Source organism: Shewanella mangrovi, assembly GCF_000753795.1.
Classification (GTDB): Bacteria; Pseudomonadota; Gammaproteobacteria; order Enterobacterales; family Shewanellaceae; genus Shewanella; species Shewanella mangrovi.
Map to the genome: position 1 here is coordinate 1 of NZ_JPEO01000028.1, position 20316 is coordinate 20316.

Annotated in this window: 17 protein-coding genes; 6 read left to right on the forward strand and 11 right to left on the reverse strand. The window is 48.9% G+C overall.

Annotated features, from left to right (window positions below; genetic code table 11):
- Positions 1-72: 72 nt before the first annotated feature.
- The 4 genes from HR45_RS18430 to HR45_RS18445 are packed head-to-tail and all read right to left on the reverse strand — an operon-like array spanning position 73 to position 5474.
- Positions 73-255 carry a Trm112 family protein gene (locus HR45_RS18430; protein WP_037445751.1) on the reverse strand — a complete coding sequence of 61 codons (183 nt, stop codon included), beginning with the start codon at positions 253-255 and terminating at the stop codon, positions 73-75.
- Positions 245-1261, reverse strand: coding sequence for a tetraacyldisaccharide 4'-kinase (gene lpxK / locus HR45_RS18435; protein ID WP_037445752.1), 1017 nt, complete (start codon positions 1259-1261; stop codon positions 245-247). The genes HR45_RS18430 and lpxK overlap by 11 nt, the downstream gene beginning before the upstream one ends.
- Positions 1262-3070, reverse strand: a complete 1809-nt coding sequence (msbA, locus tag HR45_RS18440; RefSeq protein WP_037445753.1) for a lipid A export permease/ATP-binding protein MsbA — start codon at positions 3068-3070, stop codon at positions 1262-1264. It abuts the gene before it with no gap.
- Positions 3071-3110: 40 nt separating this feature from the next.
- Positions 3111-5474: a DNA internalization-related competence protein ComEC/Rec2 gene (locus HR45_RS18445; protein WP_037445754.1), complete on the reverse strand. Its 2364-nt coding sequence runs from the start codon at positions 5472-5474 to the stop codon at positions 3111-3113.
- 29 nt (positions 5475-5503) lie between these two features.
- Between HR45_RS18445 and HR45_RS18450 the strand changes: the two genes are divergently transcribed.
- A complete protein-coding gene (locus HR45_RS18450) occupies positions 5504-6025 on the forward strand; it encodes a DUF2062 domain-containing protein (RefSeq protein ID WP_037445755.1) in 522 nt (173 codons plus the stop codon).
- Positions 6026-6099: 74 nt separating this feature from the next.
- Here the strand turns inward: HR45_RS18450 and lolE are convergent, their stop codons facing one another.
- Genes lolE through HR45_RS18465 form a run of 3 tightly spaced genes read right to left on the reverse strand, consistent with a single transcriptional unit; the run spans position 6100 to position 9298 of the window.
- Positions 6100-7353 carry a lipoprotein-releasing ABC transporter permease subunit LolE gene (lolE, locus tag HR45_RS18455; RefSeq protein WP_037445756.1) on the reverse strand — a complete coding sequence of 418 codons (1254 nt, stop codon included), beginning with the start codon at positions 7351-7353 and terminating at the stop codon, positions 6100-6102.
- Between the two features lie 3 nt (positions 7354-7356).
- Entirely contained in the window at positions 7357-8073 is a 717-nt protein-coding gene (gene lolD / locus HR45_RS18460; RefSeq protein WP_052074842.1) for a lipoprotein-releasing ABC transporter ATP-binding protein LolD, read from the reverse strand.
- Positions 8066-9298 carry a lipoprotein-releasing ABC transporter permease subunit gene (locus HR45_RS18465; protein ID WP_037445758.1) on the reverse strand — a complete coding sequence of 411 codons (1233 nt, stop codon included), beginning with the start codon at positions 9296-9298 and terminating at the stop codon, positions 8066-8068. Before HR45_RS18465 ends, lolD begins: the two co-directional genes overlap by 8 nt.
- Before the next feature lie 86 nt (positions 9299-9384).
- On the opposite strand from HR45_RS18465, the gene HR45_RS18470 reads away from it, so the two are divergent.
- From HR45_RS18470 to HR45_RS18480, 3 genes are all read left to right on the forward strand, one after another.
- Positions 9385-9957 carry a hypothetical protein gene (locus HR45_RS18470; protein ID WP_037445759.1) on the forward strand — a complete coding sequence of 191 codons (573 nt, stop codon included), beginning with the start codon at positions 9385-9387 and terminating at the stop codon, positions 9955-9957.
- Between the two features lie 98 nt (positions 9958-10055).
- Complete coding sequence (gene mfd / locus HR45_RS18475; protein WP_037445760.1) at positions 10056-13523, forward strand: transcription-repair coupling factor; 3468 nt, start codon at positions 10056-10058, stop codon at positions 13521-13523.
- Positions 13520-14533: a peptidoglycan binding protein CsiV gene (locus HR45_RS18480; protein WP_052074843.1), complete on the forward strand. Its 1014-nt coding sequence runs from the start codon at positions 13520-13522 to the stop codon at positions 14531-14533. The genes mfd and HR45_RS18480 overlap by 4 nt, the downstream gene beginning before the upstream one ends.
- Before the next feature lie 32 nt (positions 14534-14565).
- Here HR45_RS18480 and HR45_RS18485 read toward each other — a convergent pair whose 3' ends face one another.
- From HR45_RS18485 to nagZ, 3 genes are all read right to left on the reverse strand, one after another.
- Positions 14566-14838, reverse strand: a complete 273-nt coding sequence (locus HR45_RS18485; protein WP_037445761.1) for an acylphosphatase — start codon at positions 14836-14838, stop codon at positions 14566-14568.
- Between the two features lie 76 nt (positions 14839-14914).
- Positions 14915-15454 (reverse strand): alpha/beta hydrolase YcfP, encoded by a 540-nt coding sequence (ycfP, locus tag HR45_RS18490; RefSeq protein WP_037445762.1) that lies wholly within the window; start codon positions 15452-15454, stop codon positions 14915-14917.
- 78 nt (positions 15455-15532) lie between these two features.
- On the reverse strand, positions 15533-16540 hold the full coding sequence (gene nagZ, locus HR45_RS18495; RefSeq protein ID WP_037445763.1) for a beta-N-acetylhexosaminidase: 1008 nt from the start codon (positions 16538-16540) through the stop codon (positions 15533-15535).
- 289 nt (positions 16541-16829) lie between these two features.
- On the opposite strand from nagZ, the gene HR45_RS18500 reads away from it, so the two are divergent.
- Positions 16830-18206, forward strand: coding sequence for an L-serine ammonia-lyase (locus tag HR45_RS18500; protein ID WP_037445764.1), 1377 nt, complete (start codon positions 16830-16832; stop codon positions 18204-18206).
- Positions 18207-18258: 52 nt separating this feature from the next.
- Here the strand turns inward: HR45_RS18500 and cysB are convergent, their stop codons facing one another.
- Complete coding sequence (gene cysB / locus HR45_RS18505) at positions 18259-19233, reverse strand: HTH-type transcriptional regulator CysB (protein WP_037445765.1); 975 nt, start codon at positions 19231-19233, stop codon at positions 18259-18261.
- A gap of 229 nt (positions 19234-19462) precedes the next feature.
- Here cysB and HR45_RS18510 point away from each other — a divergent pair, with 229 nt between their 5' ends.
- Positions 19463-20239: a hypothetical protein gene (locus tag HR45_RS18510; RefSeq protein WP_037445766.1), complete on the forward strand. Its 777-nt coding sequence runs from the start codon at positions 19463-19465 to the stop codon at positions 20237-20239.
- The last annotated feature ends 77 nt before the right edge of the window (positions 20240-20316 follow it).

The following is a 20316-nucleotide window of genomic DNA, read 5'->3' on the forward strand; positions in this document are numbered from 1 at the left end:
CATAGGAGGTGGTTTAAGGGTGACAAAAAAAATACCGCCCTAAGGCGGTATTTAGAACAAGGCGTTAGCGGGTTATTCTGATACGTCTTGCAGATTAGTCGCCTTGTCGGCCAGCAGTACTGGGATACCATCGTTAATAGGATAAACCAAACGATCAGCTTTACAGATAAGGATCTGCTGCTCTTTGTCATATTCCAGTTTGCCTTTACATACCGGGCAAGCCACGATATCCAGAAGTTTTTTATCAAACGCCATTGGTCCGTCCTTCATTTTTAGCGATACGTTTTTTGGCAACCACTGAAGCCACTTTGGCCAGCAATTGCGCCGAAAATTGGTCAGATAAGCAAGCATCTACCGGCAGATACCAGCTATTTTCAATTCTTAAGTTGCGACATTTTATCGCATCTTTCTCGGTCATCACGAGTGGCAATTGTGTATCAGACCGCACAAAGTCAGCGGCAACATACGGATGATGATCGGCAAACGCCTGCGTTTCGGCCACATCATACCCTAATTGTGTCAGGGTATCGAAAAAGCGCTGCGGATTACCGATACCCGCCACCGCTTTTACTGACTGTGGTGGAATTGCTGCGGTTGTCGTTAGCGGTTGTAACTCCCCCGCCTTTAACTGCATAGCAAAGCGTTGTGCAGCATCTTGCTGAGCGCCATTTTCCACCACAAAATCGACCGTGTTCAGACGCCAACGCCCTTCGCGCAGCGGCCCCGCCGGCAGCAACATGCCGTTGCCTAGTTGCCGTTTAGCATCTACAACCAACAACTCAATATCACGCGCCAAACGGTAATGCTGTAAACCATCATCACTGATAATGATGTCAACATCATGTTCGGCCAGCAGTAACTTTGCCGTGGCAATACGATCCTGACCAACAGCCATAGGCACTTGCGTGCGACTCACGATCATCGCGGGTTCATCTCCCACATCTGAGGCCGTCGAAGCGGCAGTCACCAAACGTGGATGTTGCTGTTGGCTACCGTAGCCACGACTGATAACACCGGGGCGGTAACCGTGCTGCCGCAATAGTTCAATCAGATAAATCACCATCGGCGTCTTACCGCTGCCACCGACAGTGATATTGCCCACCAGCAGCACAGGCACAGGCAAGTGCTCAATCGGTTTTAGCCCAAAACGAAACAACAGGCGCCGCGCACCACTTATCAAGGCAAACAACCAAGATAAAGGCCACAAGAGCCATTTCAGCCAGTGATTTTGATACCAGATGCGGTTAACAAAGGCGTCCACTTAGCCCCCAAACTGCATCTGATACAACTTAGCGTACATGCCATCATGTTCAATTAAGGTGTTGTGATCGCCACGCTCCACAATGTGCCCCTGATCAACCACCAAAATCTCGTCAGCATTTTCAATGGTAGATAAACGGTGCGCAATGACGATTGAGGTGCGGTTACGGCGCAGATTATCTAAGCCTTTTTGGATGGCTTTTTCAGATTCAGTGTCGAGTGCCGAGGTGGCCTCATCCAAAATCAGCACGGGCGCATTTCGCAGAATAGCGCGAGCAATCGCGATACGCTGACGCTGACCACCAGAGAGCATCACTCCGTTTTCACCGATTTCAGTATCTAAACCATCGGGCAGTCGCTCGATAAACTCCATCGCATACGCCAAGGTAGCAGCTTCAACCACTTGTTCACGGGTCACGTCACCGGGATAGGCATACGCGATATTGTTGGCAATGGTGTCATTAAACAGGGTGACTTGCTGTGATACGAGCGCGATCTGACTACGCAACCCTTTGAGCGAATAGTCATGAATATCGATACCATCAAGGGTGATATTTCCTTCACGCAGTTCGCCATAGAAACGCGTAATCAAACTGGCAATCGTGGACTTACCTGAGCCTGAACGCCCCACCAACGCCAATGTGCGTCCTTGTTTTACTTCCAGTGACACATGATCAAGCGCCAATTTTTCCTGCTCTGGATAGCTAAAACTGACGTTATCAAACTTAATATTACCCGCTACACGCTCAACTTCGTGCGTGCCTTCATCTTTCTCTGCTGGCGTATCGATTAGCTCAAACACTGTCGCACAAGCCGTCATACCGCGCTGAAATTCAGCATTAAGGCGGGTCAAGTTTTTGATGGGTTGCAGTAATGCCAACATGGTACTGAGCATCGCGGCGAAAATACCTGCGGTGAGTTCATCATGCAGACTATCAAGGCTGGCTGCATAAATGACCGCACCAAGAGCTAGTGAGCTAATCACCATCACGGTGGGTTGGCTAATTGCCTGCACCGTGGCCAGTTTCATATTCTGGTAACGGTTATATTTGTTGACCTTGGCAAAACGATCAGACTCGGTCTTTTGTCCACCAAAAATCAGCACATTTTTATGGCCTTTGATCATCTGTTCAGAAGCGGCCGTGACCGTCCCCATCGCATTTTGGATCTGACGCGACACCTTGCGCAAACGTTTGTTCACCACGGAAACAACAATGCCGATCAGCGGCACAATAATCAAAATACACAGTGACAGTTTCCACGACATCGAAAACATCACCCCGAGATAGGCGATAACACTCACACCATCACGGATCAGTGTCACTAAGGTGTTGCCTGAAGCACGGGCAATTTGCTCGGTATCGTAGGTCACTTTGGAAATCAGCTCACCTGGGCTCATTCTGTCCATAAAGCTCACAGGTAACCGCAAAATATGGTCAAATACTTGCTGGCGCATAGTTTGTACCACACGGGTACTCATGTATGACACGCCATAGGTGGCGACGAAGTTAAAAAAACCGCGCAGAATAAACAGCCCAATCACAATAAAGGGGGCGATTTTTAAGACATTGCTATCTGACTGAAAGCCCTGAGTATTAGCGACTTCGATACCATCCACAATGCTAGGTGTTGGCGTTGAGGCGAAGCCTTCGTCGATAAATGGCCGGATCAAATACAGGAAGGTCGCATCGACCATGGCGTAGGCTACGAGTGCTAAGGCGGAGATGATAAAGATGCCTTTGAGGTCTGAAACATAGGTGAGTAATCGCTTAAAAATATCGCGATTTCGCGTCGTCGGCATTTTCGTCATTGATGCAGGCATTTTTCAGTAGCAAAACAAAGTGAGCATTCTACTCTGGATCGACGGGGTTACCAAATGCTATCAGGCGGTTATACCAATAGGGGGCAATTTGCGCGCGATAACTGCTGATATTTTGTGAGACGGGGTTAACGTCCACACTGATTTGGCCCTGCTCTCCGCTGACGAATGTGGTGACACCATGCGTGTGGTACCGCTGCAATACGTCTTGTTTAGGAAAGCGCCAACGATTATGGAACCCGGCAGCAAAAATGGCCCAACGCGGTGAAACGGCCTGAATAAAATCTTCGGTCGACGAACTCGCACTACCATGATGCGGTACTAACAATAAATCGCTGTTTAGCTGTGCGTCGCTTTTTACCAACCCAATTTCCGCCGGCAGTTCGATGTCGCCAGGCAACAAAACACTAAATTTTTCATCCGTTAACTGCATGACACATGAGCCATTATTACCACGCGCTGGTGCCAAAGGCCCGAGAAAATTAAGCGTCAATTTTCGCCACTGCACAGTATGAGGGCGGCAATTATCAGTAGCCGGTAGTATGGTTAAGTCAGTGATTACTTTCGCTTGAGGATAATGCGCGCTTATGACTTGTGCGCCACCTGCATGGTCATTATCGCCATGGCTGAGTATCAGATACTCCAGTTCACTAATACCACGTTGCCTAAGCAGCGGCAGTATCGCCCGCTCAGCATAACTAAAATCATCAAAGCTCGCCCCGGTATCATAAAGTAAACCGTATTTGCCTTGCTGGGCGATGACTGCAAGTCCTTGTCCCACATCGACAATGTGTAACTGCCAGCGGGCCGGTGTCAGCCAATCCAATAATAGGGTCAGTTGCAGCATCAGCGGTACACAGGGAAGCAGTAGCCAATAGCGGTGTCTGACGGTAAGTAAGTGCCAACCGAGGACTAAGCTTCCGACAGCAAGCAGCAATGCCCAAGCAAACGATGCCGATATTGGTATCCAAGCAGCTGCGAGCTCAGTCGACAGCTGCCACAACCACTCTGCAGGAAGTAATGACAAATTTGTCCACTGCCAAATTGTCGTTGCCACCGGCATTGCGCCCAAAGCCGTCAATAACATTCCCATGCAAAAGCTGATCATCACCAATGGAATAACAACAAATGAGAACCAAGGTACCAACAACAGATTTATCCAAAAACTGTGTAACGTGATGCCACCAAAGAGTATGGCCTGCAACAAACTCATCCCTAGACAGAGCCGCCATTGAATACGCCACAGAGCGATAAATCCACGTATTAAGCGCTGTTGTAGAGTCTCGTCATGCTGCCAGTCACGTTGCGAGTACCATTCACTGAGAATGATGGCTAAAGCAAAGAATGAGAGCCAAAAGCCATTGCTGAGCGGAGCTAATGGGTCTGCGAGTAATACCAAGGCTAGTGCCCACAGCAGCCTTTCCCAACTTACAGCGTTGCGCATAGTGAGTTGACTGAGCACCACGACAAGCAGCATCAGCAACGCCCGTTGGACCGGCACCCCAAACCCCGCAAGCCAGGCATATAAAACGGCCACCGCTACAGCACTCAGATTGGCGATAATAAGATTACGTCGAGACTCCACCGGCCTAAGCCAATTAAGTACGCTCTTCACTAACGCAAACAGATAAAGTGAAATCACCGACAGGTGTAGCCCGGATATAGCAACCAAATGGGCGGTCCCGCTGTTACGCAGTTGCTGCCAGCGAGCACGACTGATGTCATTACGTTCGCCCATGGTGAGCGCCAACAAGATGTCACGGTTATCCACCGACTCAAGCTGACGATTTAACGATGCTAACAGCGTTGCTCGTACGCCAGTCGCGCCCTGAATTAACGCAGCGTTTATCACGCGGGCCCGCGCACTAATATGTTGACTAATCAAATACCGCTGTTGGTTAAATCCCCCTTCATTTAATACCGAAGAGAACACTTTTGGGGTTAACTCAAACTGCCATATTTCACCGACATTAGGTAACCTAATAGTTTGTTTTTCATCGCGTAAATCCCAACCTAACCGCCACCGCTTTGCAGCAAAAAATGATGCACTATTGTCCACTTGTTGAACATCCACACTAATCCAGTCGCCGTTTCTAGAAACTAGTGATATGATTTCAGCCCTCACTGTGAGGGGTGTAGTATGTCCCCGGACAGATGATTGCTGCTCAACTGCTGCCGAAGGTAGCAGCCAATGGCAATACGCTGTTATCCATATTACACCCACGAGCACGCCAGCGATCCCGGATAGAAAACCTCGAAAGCGATGTTTGCGGAGCCAAGAAACGCACAGGAGTAAAGCGCCTGCAACAATTGGCAACGATAATAGCGGCAACATTGAAGGCCAGATCATCGCTGAGATAATGGCGATGCTGAAGCCAAAGAGAAAAAGATTCATCTCATTAGTAAAGACAGCAATCGAATTCTATGCCAAAAAAACTACTTAAACGTCTCAGTCCGAAACCGGAAACGCTAAGAGACCATAAATATCTGCGTATATTTGGTGGGTTGCTGAACAATCCCAATTTGTGGGCCTTGAGCCGTCGTTCAACACCTGGTGCCTTTGCTGTAGGTTTGTTTGCCGCCTGGGTGCCGATGCCGTTTCAAATGGTATTGGCGGCAGCCTTAGCTATCGTGTTTAACGTGAATCTACCGGTATCCGTTGCACTAGTGTGGATCACCAACCCTGTCACCATGCCGCCCATGTTTTATCTGGCATATAAGCTTGGTGCTTGGCTGCTGAATCATCCTCCCGAAAAATTTCATTTTGAAGCCACATGGAGCTGGCTAGAAACGTCATTTGCCACCATTGCACCACCGTTTTTATTAGGCTGTTTTGTGATTGGCATTGTCAGTGCCACCTTAGGCTACTTTATTGTGAAAGGGGCATGGCAATATTCAATTTATCGCCACTGGCAAAGAAAGCGTCAGCATCGCATCAATAAATAATGCTCAGATTGAAAAATGCCGAACAATAAAAAAGCGCCTTTGGGCGCTTTTTTATTGGAACATGACTGATGACGCTAACGTCCTGCCAGGGCTGCTGCAGGGGCTATGCGACTGGCTCGATAAGCGGGATAAATAGTTGAAAACAGGCTCATCACCAACGCTGTGCTGATCACCAGAACAATATCTTGAGCTTCAATCCGCGATGGCAAGAAATCGATAAAATAGACGTCCGCGGAAAGAAATCGATGTCCAATCAACTGTTCCAACTTTGCTGCCAGCGCAGAAAGATTATCGGCCATCAACACTCCCGCCACACCGCCAATAATTGCGCCAACCACACCGTTCAATGCCCCCTGCACAATAAATACAAGCATGACACTACGGCGTTTTAGTCCCATAGTCATTAGGATAGCAATTTCGGAGGCTTTATCGCGCACCGCCATCACCAGCGTCGACACAATATTGAAGCAGGCAACGGCAATGACTAATGCCAGCACCAGATACATCAGCGTGCGGACCATTTGAATATCTTGATAAAGATGCCCCTGAGTACGTGTCCAATCACTGACATACATCATTTGATGTTGCTGATATCCGAGTTGACGCACCAGCATTGGTGCTTCAAACACCCGCTCCACCTTGATACGAACGGCATTCACCGCGTCACCTAAGTTCATCAAAGATTGTGCGTAGGCTAACGGCACATAGGCGTTGGCGTAATCCAACTCACCACCAATGCTGAAACTACCACTGATGGTTAAGGTGTGACTGCGGGCGCGACCAATCTGCCCGGCGGACGTATGCGATTTAGGCGGAGGCAGATAGAAGGTTACCGCGTCACCTACCTTTAACCCTAGCTTGTCTAACACGCCCTGCCCCATGACGATATTGGCACCATCGCCATTCAAACTCTGCCAAGCTTGCGATGACATAAACTGAGGCAGACTGGAAACTTCCTCTTCTAGCGCCGGGTCAATACCGGTGATCTGCACCCCAGTAAAGCCGCCCGGCTTCTGCAATAACCCCTGAATTTTAACGTTGGGCGCCGCGGCGACAATGCCATTCATCGCCCGCGCCTGCTGCAAAATTTCAGGCCAATTAGCAAGCGGCTGATCGCCAGCAATCAACTCACCATGCGGCACCACACCAAGCAGACGCTTTTCCAATTCGGACTCAAAGCCGTTCATGGCAGACAACACTAAAATCAGTACCGCGACACCAAGTGCGATCCCTGAGGTTGAAGCAAATGAGATAAAACTAACAAAACCACTGCGCTCTCTGGCGCGATAAAAACGCCAGCCGATCGTGATAGGTAAAGGCAAGCCCATCTGTTAGTGCTCCGCGTTACTGCTGAGTAACTGCCCATCCACCATGTGCAGTTGCCGATCCATCCTCGCGGCCAACGCCTGATCATGCGTCACCACCACAAATGCTGTATTTAACTGCTTGGCTAACTCCTGAATTAACTGATATACCGCCTCGCCGCTGGCGGCATCAAGATTACCCGTGGGTTCATCGGCTAACACTAATCTTGGCTGATTAATCAGTGCGCGGGCAATGGCCACTCGCTGACGCTCACCACCGGATAATTCCGAAGGCAGATGCTGCAACCTATGGCTCAAGCCAACTCTTTCTAATAAGTCACTGGCACGCTTGGCTACGTCTTGCTTGTTCTGTCCGGCAATCCAACCTGGCATAGATACGTTTTCTAACGCGGTAAATTCAGGTAACAGATGATGAAACTGATAGATAAAGCCCAGTTGCTCATTTCGCACTTTTGCCTGCTTCGCCACCGAAAGCTTGTAGAGATTTGCTCCGTCAAGTAACACCTGTCCAGCAGAAGGCTTATCTAAGGTCCCCATAATGTGCAGCAGTGTACTTTTGCCCGAGCCAGAGCTACCGACAATCGCCAACTGCTCACCGGCATTAATACTCAGAGAGACTTCATGTAACACCGGCGTGCTGACCTTACCTTCCTGATAACTTTTGCTGACACCGATAACTTGCAATAACGGAGGCTTTTCCATGTACTCTTCTCTTTTATTCATAGCGTAACGCGTTAGCGGGCTGCACCGCAGCAGCACGCACTGCCGGGTAAAGGGTCGCTAGCAAGGTAAGCACCACCGAACCCAGCGCGATAATGCCCAATTGGCTAGGGTTAAGGATTACTGGCAGACGTTGCCCAACCCCTAAAATATGCATGCCTAAGACACTCATAATGCTGTTGATGTTAAGCGTGGAACCAATCCCAACGACCAACCCCAGCAGCAGTCCTAGTAACGCATTTAACGAACCCTGGCTAATAAACACCAACATAACCCCAAAAGGACTTAGCCCCTGAGTCTTCAATACGGCGACATCGGCAGTTTTATCAACCACCATCATCACCAGTGCTGACACAATATTAAAAGCGGCAACGGCAATAATCAGACTGAGTAGCAAAGACATCATGTTCTTTTCCATCTTCACTGCGGCAAACAGGTGACCATAGCTATCACGCCAATCAGTTACCGTTGCTTTAATTCCTTGCTGAGCGAGTAAATTTGCTACTTTTGGTGACACCGTCGGCGCTAAAAATGGATCAGCTAAAAACAACCGTAGATCTTCAATATCATCAGCACTTTTTCGCATCAAACGACGCGCATCGCCATAGTGCAGATAGGCAACATTGGCATCAACCTGCGAGCCCATTTCAAACACGCCCACCACGGTAAAGGTACGCTGGCTCGGCACAGGGCCAAGCGGCGAGTAAATCACCCCTTCACCACTTAACAAACGCACTTTATCGCCACTCATTACGTTCAGTCGGCGCGCCAACTCACTACCGAGCAAAACATTGTATTTGCCTGGTTGCAACGCGTTAAACGCATCATTAAAGGTATTAACGGCTAATGGGGACAGGCTCTTATCTTCTTCTGGGAAAATGCCATAGAGTTCTACAGCCTGAATATTTGCTGCCGATTGCACCATCGCCTGATTGGCAATCGATGGCTCAACACCTTTGACGCCCGGCAAACTGAGTAACTGTTGTTTCAATTTTTGCCAATCGGTAAGCGGCGCTTGTGTATGCACCGTAAGCTGAGGAATCGCGCCGAGGATGCGCTGCTTTAATTGTCCCTCAAGGCCATTCATCACCGAGCTGACCACAATCAGCGCGGCAACGCCAAGAAAGATGCCACTGACAGCAAAAAAGGTAATAAATGAGGCAAAAGCATTGGACTTACGCGCGCGCCAGTAGCGATAACCTATAAAACATGACAGAGCTGGATTCATGTGAAGCGCCGCGTCTCCCTTGCTAAATCATTGAAGTGCGCACGATAATAGGTGGATTACCCCGTCAATTACAAGAGGCTTAGCCGTTGAATACCGACAGTAACGCGTATTTCAGTGTATTGCATCCATTTGATGCCTATTTATCGCGCTGGCCAAGTGACCAGCCACTGCCAAGCGACGAGCAACTGCATGGCATGAAGTCAAAAGGCATGCAGCTCATTAGTGAAGTCAAAGCGCTTGAAGGTAGCTATATGATGCAGTTGCGCCATCTTGGTGATGATGCACGGACGATTGCCGATTATATGAAGCTGCAGTCGCGCAAGATTGACCTAGTATTGCAACACTTGCTGGAACAAGAGCTAAAGGAAGGTGTGCAATGCCAAGGATTACAGTTTGGTGGCAGTAATTTTCGGGTCAACAGTAACGAGCCATTTCAACCGGGAGAACAAGTCAAAGCAACGCTGTTCATTCGCGAAGAAGTGCTCAGTATTCTCTGTTTTGCGAGCGTGCTAGATTGCCACGCGGATCCGCAGCAACCCGGCCATTATATTGTGGAGCTCGCATACAGTGTTATCAACGATACCGAAGTAGAACATTTGGTAAAGGCGAGCCTTAACATTCAGCAAAAACAGCTGCAACTTCGCAAAGCAAATCGTTAAGTCAATCGCGCGAGTGCCAGTGTTAAACTGGCACTGCTCCACACAGCACTATACAATGATGCGCAATTTAGTTGCGAGCAGTTGATTTCCCACCACTGATGACCGTTTTTTCTGTTCTGGCGCCACCGAGCGCAACACAAGCGGGTGATGTCCGTTTTCTTAATGTACCGGAAGGTGTCGCCCGCGCGCTGACGCTGGCCGAACTGGCGAAAGCCCACGATGGCATTTCACTGCTGATTACGCCCGATACACCGAGCGCGATGACCTTAGAAGCCGAGTTACGCTATCTGTTAGGCGATTCTCTGCCGGTATGGCTGTTTCCCGATCGGGAAACCCTACCGTTCGATAGTTTTTCACCGCATCAGGATCTCATTTCACAACGCTTAGAAACTTTGTCACGCCTGCCTACCGCGAACAAAGGGTTATTGATTGTACCGGTCAGTACACTCATGGTGCGCTTACCGCCAAAAGCCTTTATGTCAGCCAACGTCATGCTGCTGAAAAAAGACGACAAATACCCACTAGAACAGATGCGTCAGTATTTAGTGGATGCTGGTTACCATAATGTGGGGCAAGTCTATGAACACGGCGAGTTTGCGATTCGCGGTTCTATCATCGATATCTACCCCATGGGTTCCAATGAGCCACTGCGTATCGAACTGTTTGATGATGAAGTGGAATCTATCCGCTTTTTTGAAGCGGATAGTCAGTTATCGAAAGCACCAGTGAATGAAATCCGCATGCTACCAGCGCGGGAATTTCCTACCGATGACGCCGCCATCGAAGGCTTTCGCCTACGCTATCGCCGCTACTTTGAGGTGGTCGTTAAAGAGCCTGAGTCAGTCTATCAGCAAGTCAGTCGCCACATTCTGCCCGCGGGCATTGAAAATTACCTGCCGTTTTTTTTTGATGAAACGGCCACCCTGTTTGATTACCTGACGCCAGCGGTGCAGTTATTAACCGTGGGTGATTTGAGCAGCGCCGCCGACGAGCATTTAAAACAGGTCCAGCAGCGTTACGAAGACCGCCGCGTTGACCCTCTACGACCACTACTTGCGCCACAAGATTTATACCTGCTTAACGAACAACTGTTTAGCGAATTAAAAGCGCGACCTCGTGTTCAATTATCCAGCAGCGAACAAAAACATCAGTTAACTGCCGCGTTACAACCGCTTCCCGACCTCAGCATTAACCATAAACTGCGACAACCGCTTGCTACACTTGAAGAGTATTTGGTCGGCGCTTCAGGCCGAGTATTGTTTAGCGCCGAGTCCGAAGGTCGCCGCGAAGCCTTGTTGGAGCTGCTAAGCAAAATCAATGTTAAGCCGAACCGCTTTGCCAACGCCGCCGACTTTTTCAACGCCAAAGATGCCATAGGGCTGATTGTTTCACCGCTATCGCAGGGGTGTCGTTTAGCCGATCCCGATATCAGTATCATCTGTGAAACAGAACTGTTTGGCGCGCGCATTTCGCAGCAACGTCGTCGTGATAAGCAACGACAGGTCAGCCAAGATGCACTTATTCGCGATTTAGCCGAACTCAAAGTGGGTCAGGCCATTGTTCATATCGAACATGGTGTGGCGCTCTATCAGGGCTTAGAAACCTTAGATACCGGCGGTATGGTCGCGGAATACCTAAAACTGGAATACGCAGGTGGCGATAAACTTTACGTGCCCGTGTCTTCGCTGCATCTTATCAGCCGCTATACCACTGGCCCGGAAGAGGATCCCGCGCTCAATAAGCTAGGGAACGAAAGCTGGGCCAAAGCGCGCAAGAAAGCGATTGAGCGTATTCGTGATGTGGCCGCCGAGCTACTCGATGTTTATGCTCGACGCCAAGCGAGACCGGGATTTGCTTGCGAGCTGGATGACACTGAATACGCCCAGTTTGCGCAGAGTTTCCCGTTTGAAGAAACGGTGGATCAGGAAAACGCGATTGAAGCCGTGCTTGGTGATATGCAATCTGCTACCGCCATGGATCGTTTGGTGTGTGGTGATGTTGGTTTTGGTAAGACCGAAGTCGCCATGCGAGCCGCATTTGTAGCTGTTAATGCCGGTAAACAGGTAGTGGTATTGGTGCCAACCACCCTGCTCGCCCAGCAGCATTTTGAAAACTTTAAAGACCGCTTTGCTGACTGGCCGGTACGCATCGAGGTGATGTCGCGTTTCCGTACCGCTAAAGAACAAAGCCAGGTGCTTGATGCGCTGGCAGAAGGCAAAGTCGATATTGTGATTGGCACTCACAAGCTGCTCAACTCTGAGGTGAAATTCGAAGATCTGGGGTTATTGATCATCGACGAAGAACACCGCTTTGGGGTACGCCAAAAAGAGAAAATTAAAGCACTGCGAGCCAATGTCGACATTCTCACGCTAACGGCAACGCCTATTCCGCGTACCTTGAATATGGCCATGTCTGGCATGCGCGATTTGTCGATAATTGCCACGCCGCCTGCGAAACGCTTAGCGGTAAAAACTTTCGTGCGCGAATATGATAAAAACACCATTCGCGAAGCCGTTCAACGTGAAATTCTCCGTGGTGGTCAGGTCTATTATCTGCACAATAATGTTGAAAGCATTGAGCGTGCAGCCGAAGAGTTACGTGAATTAGTGCCGGAGGCTCGGGTGGTCGTCGCCCACGGACAGATGCGTGAGCGTGAGCTTGAACGCGTCATGAGCGACTTTTATCACCGCCGCTACAATGTGCTGGTGTGTACAACCATCATCGAAACGGGTATCGATGTGCCGAGCGCCAATACCATTGTGATTGAACGCGCCGACAACTTCGGTTTAGCGCAACTGCACCAGTTGCGCGGTCGTGTTGGACGCTCGCATCACCAAGCGTACGCTTATTTGATGACGCCGCATCCGAAATGTATGACCAGTGACGCGCGTAAACGTCTAGAAGCGATTGATGCACTTGAAGATCTGGGGGCGGGCTTTATGTTGGCCACGCAGGATTTGGAAATTCGAGGTGCGGGTGAGCTGTTGGGTGAAGAACAAAGCGGCCACATTTCCAAAATCGGCTTTAGCCTGTATATGGAGATGCTAGAGTCAGCAGTAAAAGCACTCAAACAGGGTAAAGAGCCGTCATTGGCGCAAATGCTTAACGAACAGTGCGAAATGGAGCTGCGTATTCCAGCGTTGCTGCCAGAAGATTATGTTGGCGATGTGAACATCCGCCTATCGCTCTATAAACGCATAGCCAATTGTCATACTGAAGCCGCGCTGGATGAGCTCAAAGTGGAGCTGATTGATCGTTTTGGTATGTTGCCAGAGCCGACCAAAAATCTCATGGAAATGACGCTATTGAAGCATCAAGCCACGCTACTTGGCATTAAGAAGCTGGAAATGCACAGCCGTGGTGGCAGCTTAGAATTCAATGATGACCATGTCGTCGACCCGGGATTTATTATTGGACTGCTGCAATCACAACCACAAATCTATCGAATGGACGGGCCGAATAAGTTAAAGTTTGCCATGGCGATGGAGAGCAGCAAACAGCGACTCGATTCCGCACAACTGTTACTGACACAGTTAGCGCAACATAGGGTGGGAGACCAAGCGTGATTAGACATTTTCTGTTAGCAACACTGGCAGGACTGAGTGCTTTTTCGGCGCAAGCCGCAAAATACCCTTGGTATGAAGTAGAAGTCTATCTGTTTGAACGGAAGGCAACCACAGATGAACATTGGCCAAGCACGCCATTATCGTTAAAAACTGACAACGCCTTGGACTTAATTACGCCACAAGTAGCCAGTGATATCACTGGTGTCAGTATGGCGCTCGGTGACTGCGGTAACAATAGTTGGGGCAGTGTTGAAAGCAACAGTTTTGGATTGAGCGTACCCAGTGCCACGGCCAATAACACCCAGCAACCCTGTCATGGCCTCACCAGTGCCAATAAGCTACTACTGCCCAAGCAACTGCCAGTTGAGATTGTCCCTACAGATGCAAATAGCGTGACATTAGATTCTGCGGTGCTACTCGGTAACGATAAAGCCAAATTTGCTACTTATATCGCCAAACTAAATCGGCAAAGTGGCATTCAGCCCTTACTGCATATGACATGGCAGCAAGAGATGAAGCCGCGCCGCGCCGCGCAACCAATGCATCTATTTGCTGGACGGGATTTTTCTGCGCAATACCAAGCGAACGGTATGCCGGTGTCGATGGAAGCCAAAGCCAATCATTATGGCTTTGATGAACTTAGCACTAGCGACCAAACCAATCCGGTGTGGCAGTTTGATGGCCTACTGACCATCTATCTCAACCACTATTTGTATGTTGAAACGCAATTTAATCTGCGCGAACCACAGCAAAAAACACTCGAGGGTGATGAAACTTCGCAAGCCCAACCAGCAGTTGTGCCATTTTTAGGTGTTACTCCAATGGAGCAAAACCGCCGCATACGCAGCACTGAAGTGCACTACTTTGACCATCCACGTATGGGAATGTTGTTACAGGTCAGAAAAATGGTGCAACCCTCTGACGTGCCGCCAGAAGAAGACGAGCAACCCGATGATGATAGCGATCCTAGCGCCACAGCCACACCAACCAATCTAGGTTCGCCAGAGTAATCAGCAGCTCACTGGCTGGCGCCGACTAAGCCTCAGCCAGTGACAGAAAAATCGAGGTAGATTTCGTCGCCATCGTCCTCTTCAACCAATAGATCGTTTACCTCTGCATGGATTGGCCCCTGCTCACAGCTGATAATCAGCTGATCGACAGCTGGGTACGCTCCCTGAACAAGTACTTCAACATTACCGTCATCCAAATTACGCACATATCCCGTTAGTCCTAGCGCTCTGGCTTTTTGCAACGTAAAGCGTCGAAAACCGACGCCCTGCACTTTGCCTTTAATTGTTAGCAACACGCGTTTCATTGCAGCATCCTCGTTAGAGATCCACTGTTAAATCAAGCACTACTGACAGCAAAACGCAAAGTTTGCCGTCATATTGTTAACTGAACTTAAAGCTTTTAATACTGGTGAGATGGCTGGAAAGCGATGGAAACTTATGGGGCTGTCGCTTATCGACTATCACTTGATAGTACTGTCCCAACAAGGCTTCACTGCGGCTGGTATCGAGCAACTCATCTTTAGCCGAGAGTAGACATAACGCATTGCCGCGATTCTTAGTACGAAACTCACTGACACACTTATGGGCAATATCGGCATACTCTTCAGGTCGGTCAATTTTGCCCAGCATGTTTTCCTCTGGCCAAAGATTGGGATTCACCAACACAGTGCGCATGCGCGCCAAAAAGCCTACCCGCTCTGCCCAATAGCCTCCGAGCCCTACCCCTAAAATTAATGGCTGGCGATCACTCGTGAGTTTGAGGTGCTTGTTCACCTCATTCAACAAGTGCTGCATGTCGTATTTTGGATAAAGCGTGCTGTAACTCACCAGGCGTACATCATCATCAATAAACTGCAATTGACGGACTTTTTCGTGGTTGCCAGGACTGGTAGCGTCAAAACCGTGCAGGTATAAAATCATGCCGAATTTCCTTTTACTTCGCTGCGGTTCTCCTCAAACTAACTGAGATCCAGATCAAATTTGTTGTGCCATATCAAATTATGCGTTGCGGATCTCATTCGCGATAGTCACTGCACGCTGCCAACGCGGTTCGTTTTCTAATGCCTGCATCACTTTCAGGGGTTCAGGCTTCAGCGATGTAAACAGATGATTGTCTGTGGTTGGCCAGATAAAATCCGTCAGCAAGGAACGAGCGCCAACGGCATCGTTACAAACCAACACCACGTTACAACCAGCATCCAAAGCGGCGCGAGCGCGGGCACGATAGTCTCCAGCAACCGCTGCGCCCTTCATGCCAAGATCATCAGAAAAGATCACCCCGTTAAAGGCCAGCTCTGAGCGCAGTACCTGCTGCAACCAGTACCGACTAAACCCCGCGGGCTGACTATCCACAGCTGAATAGATCACGTGCGCAGGCATGATGCCTTGCAGACGTCCTGCAGCGATGAGCTGCTTAAACGGCTGCATGTCGTGAGCAGTAATTTCAGAAAATGTGCGCGGATCAACCGCACTCGCGAGATGCGTGTCCGCGACAACACTGCCATGTCCGGGGAAATGTTTTCCCACAGCGGCCATTCCCGCTTGTTCCATGCCATCGATAAATGCGCTAGCCAATTGAGAAACGTCGGCGGGGTTCGCAGAAAAGCTGCGCGTACCTATCACCTCACTCACACCATTGACGTCTAGCACTGGGGCAAAGCTTAGATCGATATCGCACGCCAACAACTCGGTAGCCATCAAAAAACCGAGCTCCCGCGCCCAAATTTGCGCCTGCTGCATATCCTTCGCCGCCGGCAAAATATCGCCCATGGCGGGAATTTCGCTGAATCCTTCACGAAAACGCTGCACTCGACCACCTTCATGATCAACCGCGATAATCAGCTCAGGCTTGACTTGCCGAATGGCGGCCACCAAGGCAGTAAGCTGCTGGCGATCTTGATAGTTACGGCTAAACAAAATTAAACCACCAACCGCTTCATGGCGCAGTATCTCGGCTTCTTCTGGTTGCAGGCTTGTGCCCTCTATATCAAGCATCAGATAACTCATTGGCGTTCCTTATTCCAAACAATTTCTCATCATAATTAGGCTAAAAAGCAGCGTAACAAGGCCAGTCAACTATACTTTGCAAGCGCTTAGATAAGCTTGTTTTAGTCTGACTAATGCGACCTACTATTGATAAAAATAACTAATGCAACCTCAGCTTAGTTTTATGGGATACTGCACACATAGCACTCAAATATCGTCACAGAGTAACGATATTTAATTCGATGTAACAGCCTCTTAAGCGCTGCTTACATCAACTGCATAATAATAAAGCTGAAATCAGGATTTTATGATGATTAGCGTTTTCGACATGTTTAAAATTGGTATCGGTCCTTCGAGTTCTCATACCGTCGGCCCCATGAAAGCGGGTAAACAGTTTATTTCCCGCTTGCAGCAACAAGGTTTGTTTGAGCAAACCGATGAGTTACGCGCCGAGCTGTTTGGTTCATTAGGACAAACAGGCAAAGGCCACGGCACAGGTAAGGCCGTTATTTTAGGCTTAATGGGTGAAGACCCTGAAACCGTCGATACTGACAGTATTGATAAGATCCTGTCTCAGGTGGAGCAACTGCAATTGCTACCGTTGGCGAACGATAAATCTGTTAAGTTCACTCGCGAACAGGGAATTACCTTTCATCGCCGTAAAACTCTGCCTGCCCACGCTAACGCAATGACCTTATACGCCTTGCAACATGGTGAGCTAATCAGTGAGCGGACATACTATTCGGTCGGCGGTGGTTTTATTTTGGATGAAGATGAAATTCAGGCCAAAAACGCCTCACCTGCCACACCGATGAAGAAGGCGCCTTTTGACTTTGATACTGCTGCAGAACTGGTGCAACTGTGCAACGATAACGGCCTTAGCATTGCCGCCTTAATGATGGCCAATGAAACCAGCCAACAGCCTGAAGCAACGGTAAGAACGCAGTTGTGGCAGATCTGGCAAACCATGAAGCAATGCGTCGACAAAGGCTGCAAGAAAGAAGGCATTTTACCGGGTGGTCTGAAGTTACGTCGCCGCGCTCCTGCCTTACAGCGCCGTTTAAAAGCCGAAAGCAAACACAATGTCGACCCGCTCAACACCATGGATTGGGTTAACCTGTTTGCCATGGCAGTCAACGAGCAGAATGCTGCCGGCGAGCGGGTTGTCACCGCGCCGACCAACGGCGCAGCTGGCATCATTCCAGCAGTCTTGTGCTATTACGATACCTTTGTTGAAAAAGTCGATGAAGATACCTGCTGTAGTTTTCTATTAACTGCTGCGGCGATTGGCATTCTATACAAGAAAAACGCCTCAATTTCTGGCGCAGAAGTTGGTTGTCAGGGTGAAGTCGGCGTTGCCTGCTCTATGGCTGCTGCGGCACTAACGGAAATCATGGGCGGCACCGTCTCACATGTGGAAAATGCTGCAGAAATTGGCATGGAGCATAACTTAGGACTGACCTGTGACCCTGTTGGCGGCCTGGTACAAGTGCCTTGCATCGAGCGCAACGCCATGGGTGCGGTCAAGGCGATCAACGCTTCTCGCTTAGCCTTGCGCGGCGATGGTAATCATAAAGTGTCACTGGATAAAGTGATTAAAACCATGATGGATACTGGCAAAGATATGCGCAGTAAATATAAAGAAACTGCCAAAGGCGGTTTGGCCGTGAATATTGTGGAATGTTAATCAGCAAAAAGCCTGCAAAACTGCAGGCTTTTTTATATGCAGAACAGCATGATTAACGGATTGGCAGCTCCATATCGGCAAACATCTCTTCAATCTGCATAGAATCTTTAATCGCTTCGGCCTTTTCCACGACGTCACGAGTGAGGTGAGGCGCGAATCGCTCAATGAAGTCATACATATAGCCACGTAGGAAGTTTCCTTTGCGGAAACCAATTTTTGTGGTGCTATGAGCAAACAGATGACTGGCATCAATCGCCACAAGATCACTATCGATTTCAGGGTTGACCGCCATCGACGCAATAATCCCGACCCCAAGCCCCAAGCGTACATAGGTTTTCAGTACGTCAGCACTCGTAGCACTAAATACAACCCGAGGTTCAACGCCAGCGCGCTTAAAGCCTTTCTCGATCTCCGACGCTTTGTCGAAACCAAAGACGTAAGTGACGAGAGGGAAACGGGCTAATTCTTCAATCGTAATATGGCTGCGTCCCGCTAGTGGATGGCCTTTTTGCACGACCACGGAACGGTTCCAGTGATAACAAGGCAGCATAATCAAGTCGCTATAAAGGTGCATCGCTTCGGTTGCAATGGCAAAGTCTGCTTCACCACGGGCCGCCGCCTCACTTATCTGCGCCGGGCTACCTTGATGCATGTGCAAATTAACCTTAGGATAACGCTGGATAAATTGTTGAATGATATGCGGTAAGGCGTAACGCGCCTGAGTATCTGTGGTGGCAATATTCAAATCGCCCTGATCAGGTTTGGTATATTCTTCTGCCACCTTTTTGATACTTTCGACTTTGCCTAAAATATCGTTGGCAATGCGGATCACCTGCTGCCCTGCTGGCGTTACGTGGGTAAGATGCTTGCCGCTTCGGCCAAAGATTTGAATACCGAGTTCATCCTCCAGCATACGAACCTGCTTACTGATCCCCGGTTGCGAGGTATAAAGGTTCTCAGCGGTAGTCGAAACATTGAGGTTGTGGTTGACCACTTCGGCAATGTATCTCAATTGCTGCAGTTTCATTATCTAGTCCTTGAATTTCTGTGCCGCGAGATGACAGAATTTGTGGGTTGATGGCGCGATACTATAATCATTGGTTATAGAGCATAGCAATCAATAATTCAATCTGGAATATATATCCTAATCGTGCTCAGCTTGCGGGCAAGCGCATAAAAAAGCACATAAAAGATATCTATTTCACTAAATCGATTTATTATATTATTAACAAAATTATAAAATTAACGAGAAGACTATGGCCTTTACCCTGGTACTGCTGCTTATTGGTGCATTGCTGCTGATGGTGATCGGTTTCAATGCAATGCAGCAGCAAAAGGAACGCGCTGAAGCACTGCGTCGTACCGAGTTGACGCGACAGCGCGCAATTATGGAAGAAACCGAAGAAGTCCTCTCTAACACCGGTATGTTTCCATGCTCCCCCAATGTCAGTCTAGTGCTATATAAGCGTATTAGAGAAGCCGCTAAACAGGCCGTACAACTGGCATCGCCGCAACAAAAAGCTGATTATGAACGGCGGATACTAGACCTCGACACTCTGATTAATAATCAGCAAGGAATTGGCATGACCATGCCATCTCTTGAATCTTTTAAGCTCCCGGATAACGATCGCCAGATTTTGGTATTAGTGCAAACCCTGAAAAAGCTCAGAGCCATTATTCGCGATGAACACAACAAAGGAAAGTTAGATCCGACTGTGTTTGCCAATGAAGAGGGTCGCATCAACAATCTGCAACTGCGGATCAACGTCGAAAGTATGCTGTCGCGGGCGAGGTCTAGCTGCTATATGAAACAATATGGCTCTGCACGCCAGATGGTGACTAAAGCCCTCAGCACACTGAATACCATTAAGGGACAAACACCAAATGATCCCTTTATTGCTAAAAAGGTTGAAGAAGCCAAGGCGACGCTTGATGAAATCAATAGTGCAGTGAAAACGAATCAGCCAAGCACTCCGAAGTATAAGGAAGAAAACGATATTGATGTGATCTTCCAACCTAAGAAGAAATGGTGACAGTTTAACTGCCAGTCCAATTGGTCATAATAATGGACATTAAGCACAGTAAAAATCCACCTGCATAGCAGGTGGCT

Bases quoted from the DNA above. Each gene is read 5' to 3' on its own strand.
- HR45_RS18465 (WP_037445758.1), bottom strand. From the start codon at position 9,298: ATGAATCCAGCTCTGTCATGTTTTATAGGTTATCGCTACTGGCGCGCG.
- HR45_RS18510 (WP_037445766.1), top strand. From the start codon at position 19,463: ATGGCCTTTACCCTGGTACTGCTGCTTATTGGTGCATTGCTGCTGATG.
- mfd (WP_037445760.1), top strand. From the start codon at position 10,056: ATGACCGTTTTTTCTGTTCTGGCGCCACCGAGCGCAACACAAGCGGGT.
- HR45_RS18430 (WP_037445751.1), bottom strand. From the start codon at position 255: ATGGCGTTTGATAAAAAACTTCTGGATATCGTGGCTTGCCCGGTATGT.
- ycfP (WP_037445762.1), bottom strand. From the start codon at position 15,454: ATGATTTTATACCTGCACGGTTTTGACGCTACCAGTCCTGGCAACCAC.
- lolD (WP_052074842.1), bottom strand. From the start codon at position 8,073: ATGAATAAAAGAGAAGAGTACATGGAAAAGCCTCCGTTATTGCAAGTT.
- HR45_RS18500 (WP_037445764.1), top strand. From the start codon at position 16,830: ATGATTAGCGTTTTCGACATGTTTAAAATTGGTATCGGTCCTTCGAGT.
- HR45_RS18445 (WP_037445754.1), bottom strand. From the start codon at position 5,474: ATGAATCTTTTTCTCTTTGGCTTCAGCATCGCCATTATCTCAGCGATG.
- cysB (WP_037445765.1), bottom strand. From the start codon at position 19,233: ATGAAACTGCAGCAATTGAGATACATTGCCGAAGTGGTCAACCACAAC.
- HR45_RS18450 (WP_037445755.1), top strand. From the start codon at position 5,504: ATGCCAAAAAAACTACTTAAACGTCTCAGTCCGAAACCGGAAACGCTA.
- lolE (WP_037445756.1), bottom strand. From the start codon at position 7,353: ATGGGCTTGCCTTTACCTATCACGATCGGCTGGCGTTTTTATCGCGCC.
- msbA (WP_037445753.1), bottom strand. From the start codon at position 3,070: ATGACGAAAATGCCGACGACGCGAAATCGCGATATTTTTAAGCGATTA.
- HR45_RS18485 (WP_037445761.1), bottom strand. From the start codon at position 14,838: ATGAAACGCGTGTTGCTAACAATTAAAGGCAAAGTGCAGGGCGTCGGT.
- nagZ (WP_037445763.1), bottom strand. From the start codon at position 16,540: ATGAGTTATCTGATGCTTGATATAGAGGGCACAAGCCTGCAACCAGAA.